This is a genomic window from Brevibacillus sp. SKDU10 (assembly GCF_001645205.1).
GTDB classification, from domain to species: Bacteria; Bacillota; Bacilli; order Brevibacillales; family Brevibacillaceae; genus Brevibacillus_B; species Brevibacillus_B halotolerans.
Genome location: NZ_LSSO01000193.1, coordinates 1 through 5,364, shown reverse-complemented (window position 1 = coordinate 5,364; position 5,364 = coordinate 1). Strand labels below are relative to the sequence as shown.

General features: G+C 39.2%; 8 protein-coding genes. 3 read left to right on the top strand and 5 right to left on the bottom strand.

Going from position 1 to position 5,364, the window contains the following annotated elements:
• On the top strand, positions 1–527 hold a 527-nt coding region (locus tag AYJ08_RS24125), incomplete at its 5' end, for a hypothetical protein (RefSeq protein ID WP_064019098.1).
• A gap of 450 nt (positions 528–977) precedes the next feature.
• The gene (locus tag AYJ08_RS19565; RefSeq protein ID WP_064019097.1) at positions 978–1,595 is read left to right on the top strand and encodes a Vat family streptogramin A O-acetyltransferase; all 618 of its coding nucleotides are present in this window, start codon (positions 978–980) and stop codon (positions 1,593–1,595) included.
• A 327-nt stretch (positions 1,596–1,922) separates the two neighbouring features.
• Here the strand turns inward: AYJ08_RS19565 and AYJ08_RS19560 are convergent, their stop codons facing one another.
• The 5 genes from AYJ08_RS19560 to AYJ08_RS19545 form a co-directional block, all read right to left on the bottom strand.
• The gene (locus AYJ08_RS19560) at positions 1,923–2,786 is read right to left on the bottom strand and encodes a spore coat protein (protein WP_064019096.1); all 864 of its coding nucleotides are present in this window, start codon (positions 2,784–2,786) and stop codon (positions 1,923–1,925) included.
• A gap of 95 nt (positions 2,787–2,881) precedes the next feature.
• A complete protein-coding gene (gene kapB, locus AYJ08_RS19555; protein ID WP_064019095.1) occupies positions 2,882–3,271 on the bottom strand; it encodes a kinase-associated lipoprotein KapB in 390 nt (129 codons plus the stop codon).
• Between the two features lie 30 nt (positions 3,272–3,301).
• Positions 3,302–3,445 carry a hypothetical protein gene (locus AYJ08_RS24120; RefSeq protein WP_197490760.1) on the bottom strand — a complete coding sequence of 48 codons (144 nt, stop codon included), beginning with the start codon at positions 3,443–3,445 and terminating at the stop codon, positions 3,302–3,304.
• Positions 3,446–3,589: 144 nt separating this feature from the next.
• Complete coding sequence (locus AYJ08_RS19550) at positions 3,590–3,832, bottom strand: hypothetical protein (protein WP_064019094.1); 243 nt, start codon at positions 3,830–3,832, stop codon at positions 3,590–3,592.
• 375 nt (positions 3,833–4,207) lie between these two features.
• On the bottom strand, positions 4,208–4,471 hold the full coding sequence (locus AYJ08_RS19545) for a hypothetical protein (protein ID WP_031414643.1): 264 nt from the start codon (positions 4,469–4,471) through the stop codon (positions 4,208–4,210).
• Between the two features lie 289 nt (positions 4,472–4,760).
• On the opposite strand from AYJ08_RS19545, the gene AYJ08_RS19540 reads away from it, so the two are divergent.
• Positions 4,761–5,364 (top strand): nitroreductase family protein (locus AYJ08_RS19540; protein WP_064019093.1); only part of this gene is annotated, 604 nt, incomplete at its 3' end.

Genomic DNA, 5,364 nt, shown 5'->3' with positions numbered 1-5,364 from the left:
CTGGACCTACCGGAGATACCGGCGCTACTGGTGACACTGGCCCTACCGGTCCGACTGGACCAACTGGACCTACCGGTCCGACTGGACCAGCTGGAGTGTTCTCTCCTGCTTACGGTTTCTTCCAATTAAGCAAGACTATGTTAATATCTTCAAATGAAGCCATACCTTTTGATATTACTGGTCCATCTGGTGGAGGAATTTCACAAGCTGATGCAACCACGATCAGCATTACTCAGGGAGGAGACTATTCCATTTGCTTCCTTGTAACAGTGAATCCAATCAGCGCATTGCAACCAGATTATATCGAAGTTGGCTTGACAATTAATAACAAAGAAATTCCTAATTTCAAAACTTCCACAGTAACTTCAAATACTGACTCTACAGGTACTATCCAAATTTCAAGAGAAGCTATTGTGACAATACCGTCTAACTCCACTCTGCAACTGAGAAATTTACTGAATAATGCTTTCACTATCAATAGCAGCAGTGTAAGTGGAGTCACAATTAAAATTATTAAATTAAATTAAACATCTGAATGGGAAAGGCGATGAATATCGCCTTTCTTTTTTATTAAAACTAAAAATTCAACATATTTATATCTTGCATCAGGAATCCTAAGCATCTTGATTTACCCTTCTGTGCTATTCCTTTCAATTTGTTAAAGAAACCATTTAACATTTCTTGACAAAATACATCTGCACCAATATATTAGAGCTAATGTAATTCGAAAGGGTGAACAAGAGTCCAATGATCAACTAATCCTATTTTTAATGAAAATTTCGTATCACACGAAACACTTTCTAGATAGGATTAGTGCGGGCTTTTTTAATAGTTAGATGAAATAATTCTGCCCTTATCAGGTGGATTATTTCTGTTCATGATTAGCCAACCTCCTCCTATCCAGAAAGTGGATTAGGAGTTTTTTTGTTGTATAAAATTTAGGCATTTTCATTCTAATCTAAAAGGAGTAAATCATAATGACGGGACCGAATCCAAATGTAAAATATCCGATCGAGGGATATCAAGGCTTACAATTTATTAAGCATTCCATCTCAAAGCCAAACATAATTGCGGGGGACTATTCGTACTACGACTGTCGAAATGGAGAATTTGAAGATCAAGTATTGCATCACTATGAAATATATGGAGACCAACTGATCATCGGAAAATTTTGCTCCATCGCTTCTGGCGTCACCTTTATTATGAATGGGGCTAATCATAAGATGGATGGCTTTTCTACCTATCCCTTCAACATTTTCGGGCATGGATGGGAAAAGTTTACACCTACTATCGAAGAACTTCCATTTAAAGGAGACACCGTGGTTGGAAACGATGTTTGGATAGGTATGGATGCTTGTATCATGCCAGGAGTGAAAATTGGAGACGGTGCAATTATTGCTGCCAAATCAGTTGTAACCAAAGACGTTCAACCTTATGCGATTGTAGGGGGGAATCCCTCCAAGGAGCTAAAGAAACGATTTTCAGACGACACCATTGCAGCCCTGCTCGATGTGGCATGGTGGGAATGGGACATTGAAAAAATTTCAAATCACATTGATATCAGGGATCGTACGGCATTACTACATATTAAATAAGCCGCACAAATACACCTTCATAAAATGCAAAAACGCTAATCCCTCCTCTCACTTGATAAGATTAGCGTTTTTTCTCATTTCCATTTTTTAATGTAGTAGACCATTGCCCCAAAGAGAACCAGAGCTACTATCCCAAAAAGCATTGCATCTATGACAGCCCGAGACATTAAAAACTCTCCTTTTATATAAACACTCCCCTATTATAGTACAAAACATGTAACATGAACATTGCCAAACTTTCGATGATACCGAGTTCGCAAAAACATCCCGAGTAAAAGCCCCTGTTAAAAAAAGTAGGTAGCTTTTATCGGGATGTACTGTCCTTAGTTATTCCGTTGTGTGCGGAGCATGTCCCACATGATTACTAAAAATACTAGCAGCGGATGGTTGTTGCTCCCCATGAGAAATGGTATGATCTAGCGTTTGAGCATGCATAGCTTGATTTCCTACTCCACTTGCTACATTTTGATTGCTGTGCTGCACATCAACACCTGCTGAATTCCCAGCATAATTAGCATACGTATGCTGAGGTAAAATCGATGCGCTTGGTTGATTCATGTGTTGGACTTGTGAGACCAGTTGTGGAGATGGCTTTGCAAATGGTTGATTCATAAGAGGAGAATGTAGACCAAATGATTGGTTCATAGTTGGCTGATATGTATTGATCATGGTCTGCGTGGTTACTTCCTTCAAAGTAGCCACCTGATAATAGCCTCTCTGGTTCATGTACTGCCACACTTCATATGCCATATCTGCACAATTTACAGCAGCTTGTGATAGTGCCCGTCGCAAGGTTGGGTCTGCACATTCCAATGTCGCCATCATTTTAATAGTTGCCGCAGATTTATGTAATCCCAACATGCAACTTGCAATATCGCGATCATCTATTTCCTGTGGAGAAGTAGAAGGAGCTACCGGAGCAGGTTGACGTAAACCATATGTAGGCTGTGAATATCCCAGAATTTTCAAATGACGCTCTTGGATGGGTTTCTGATAATTTGTCTGTTGCAAAATAGAAATGAGCATGTTGTAGGATTGCAAATGAAATTGCAGTTGATTTTCCAATATACTCATTAATTGCGGATCTTTAACATACGAACGATACATTTGCATATTGTTGCCAGTGTTAATCATGCCATCTAAGACCTCATGTAAATCTAGCACCTCATGTGCACCTAATCCTGCTGCCATACATAAAAACCCCCTTGGTTTGATAGAAATCAGAGTTATATCCCTAATTAGGGTTCCCTGTTTTTCCGTGTTTTATGACCAAAGAGGATTGCCTTTTATGAAAAATATTCCTCGCGAAGCTGAGTTAATTGATGTAGCGCAAGGTTAGCATACTCGTCGTCGCGCTCCTGCAATTGCTCTTCTAGCTTTTGCAATGCCTGGTGTAAAGAGTCGGGATAGGATGGTACACTTTCTCCTGAATAGGGTTGCAAAACGGCTGTAGGAACATATACCTTTTCAAGAAAAGCCATTGCTTTGCGCTGATGAAACAAAGGTACATTCGTTTCGTATAAATTATGTAAATCACCTTGTGTAGGGTGTGTGAGCACTGCTAATGTTTTGACTAACGATTTACTCGGCGTCAGTTCTATAATCTCACTGATATATTCGCCTGTTCGATGTCTTACTGTAACGATATCACCTAGTTGTAGAGATCGTTCTGACATATTACTACACCTGCTTTCTTCATTTGTATCCTAGCGGAGAAACATAAACCAGCCAATAATAAACACACAAATGACCATTAAACCAATAAAAGTAATAATGACAACCTTAGCTTCCTTATTTACTCTAGGCTCTGTAAGCTGATTTTGTGGTTGTTGATCCTGGTTTTGTGACATGTGTATTTCCCTCCGTCATCGTTTTATAGCTGATGCTCCTATTGTAGCAGATGCAGGTAGGATACGAACAGATGACAACTTTTTATGTAAAAAATCATATCCATATATTATGAAAAAGGAACCCCATCTGGGGCGATGAGGTTCCTAGGAAGCGTATTCTTTTACTCGTAACAGTTTTATCTTAAAGTCAATATAAGAAATTAATCTTTGTAAGGTTTCTACTTCCAATTCGGTGGCTTGCAGAAGTTTAAGAGTGTCTGCGCAATGAGTGTCTCCCTTTGTCATTATAAGTTGCGAGAGAGATTTTTTACTTTGTTCTAAATAATGTACATATCTTTGTTTATCTTCATATAGCTCCTCTAGCATTTCAAGTAAATCTTTTGACATATAGGTTACCTCCTCTTGCTTCCAGTTCCGATTTTGAATTCTTATCTATAGGATAGAGTGAAACAGTCGCTTGTACAAGTTAATTTATTTGCACATTTTCTACAAAAATAGACAAGCGTTTATTTTTATGCATGAAAGAAGGGCTGTTATGTTTACTCTCACAAAACATTGTGAAGCAAAGAATAACAACCCTTATTAGTGTTCGGTTCTCTCATTTACATAAAGCTTACTCTCTCTTAACGTATCCCCTATTTGTTTAGTCATCCTACAAATACATAAATCAAGCTAAGATACATTTGATGTGCTTTTTGTGGGCTTTTGTCGACTTTTTTTCACTCTGTTTAACTGAAAGCAAGAAAATCTGTCTATGTTATGTTAACTAAGAACGAAAACACGTTCCTCGTCTGGTTCCATTGTCCCTGTGCGTGGCACTCCAAGCTGTGCTCTCCGTTGTATTTGCAAACGCTCCATACTACGTCGCTTCATCTGAATTTCCCTGTAAAAACTACAATGGGTAGCACAGAACTGATTGTTCCGCTTTTTTTGACCAGGACGGCGATGAAGCAGAGGCAAATTGCAAGACTGACACTGATTTAACATAGCACAGATTTCTAAGCGTGCTGCTTTTAATTCTTGCATACTCTTCCCGCCTTTCTAACGTTATCTTAGCGGGTACATAAAGCAGGAGTATGGAGGAAATGTGGAAATCATGTAGGAAAAGGTTGCTTATAATTTTATTATGTAAACAAAAATGAGTAGCCTCTTGATATATGCGTTACGATAATTTATCCCCTAAAAGGCATAACTTTCCCCTTAAACAGTTTTAGAAGTGCCAAAAAGGATTTGTATTGCTATACTTAAACCAAGTAATAATAACAGAAAATTCAGCCTAATATTTTTGCTTCAACCAAAAAGGAGGGCAAATCCAATGAAACATAGTGAAAAATCTACATGGGGACAACTTCATCGCAAAAGTCAGCATGCGATTGATCCTATTTATTTAAATCGCTGGTCTCCACGCTCATTTGCGGAAAAGCCTGTCGAACCTGAAAAATTATATCGCATATTTGAAGCGGCACGTTGGGCTCCATCAGGCAGTAATGAACAGCCTTGGCGATATATTTTGGCACGCTCACCAGAAGATCGGGCTACCTTTATGGAATTTATTATGTCTGGTAATACCGCTTGGTGTGACAAGGCTCCAGTGCTTGCCCTTCTCTTATCTCGCAAGCTTTCCTCGCGTAATGAACCGCTTCGCTCTCATTCCTTTGATGCGGGGACATCATGGGGATATTTAGCACTAGAGTGTGTTCGCCAGGGTCTGATCACTCACGCAATGGGTGGCTTCTATCCTGACAAAGCCCGTGAGCTACTGAAGATTCCAGATGAATACGAGATTGAAGTCGTTATCGCTATTGGTTATCAGGGAGAAAAAGAGGCCTTATCAGAAGCTTTTCAAGAACGTGAGATGCCTAATTCTAGACGCGAATTGGACGAAATCTTTTTTGAAGGCAGATTTGGAGATCCATTTT

What these genes read in the sequence shown, in the direction of transcription:
- AYJ08_RS19565 (WP_064019097.1), top strand. Translation starts at nt 978, where the DNA reads ATGACGGGACCGAATCCAAATGTAAAATATCCGATCGAGGGATATCAA.
- AYJ08_RS19560 (WP_064019096.1), bottom strand. Translation starts at nt 2,786, where the DNA reads ATGGCAGCAGGATTAGGTGCACATGAGGTGCTAGATTTACATGAGGTC.
- kapB (WP_064019095.1), bottom strand. Translation starts at nt 3,271, where the DNA reads ATGTCAGAACGATCTCTACAACTAGGTGATATCGTTACAGTAAGACAT.
- AYJ08_RS24120 (WP_197490760.1), bottom strand. Translation starts at nt 3,445, where the DNA reads ATGTCACAAAACCAGGATCAACAACCACAAAATCAGCTTACAGAGCCT.
- AYJ08_RS19550 (WP_064019094.1), bottom strand. Translation starts at nt 3,832, where the DNA reads ATGTCAAAAGATTTACTTGAAATGCTAGAGGAGCTATATGAAGATAAA.
- AYJ08_RS19545 (WP_031414643.1), bottom strand. Translation starts at nt 4,471, where the DNA reads ATGCAAGAATTAAAAGCAGCACGCTTAGAAATCTGTGCTATGTTAAAT.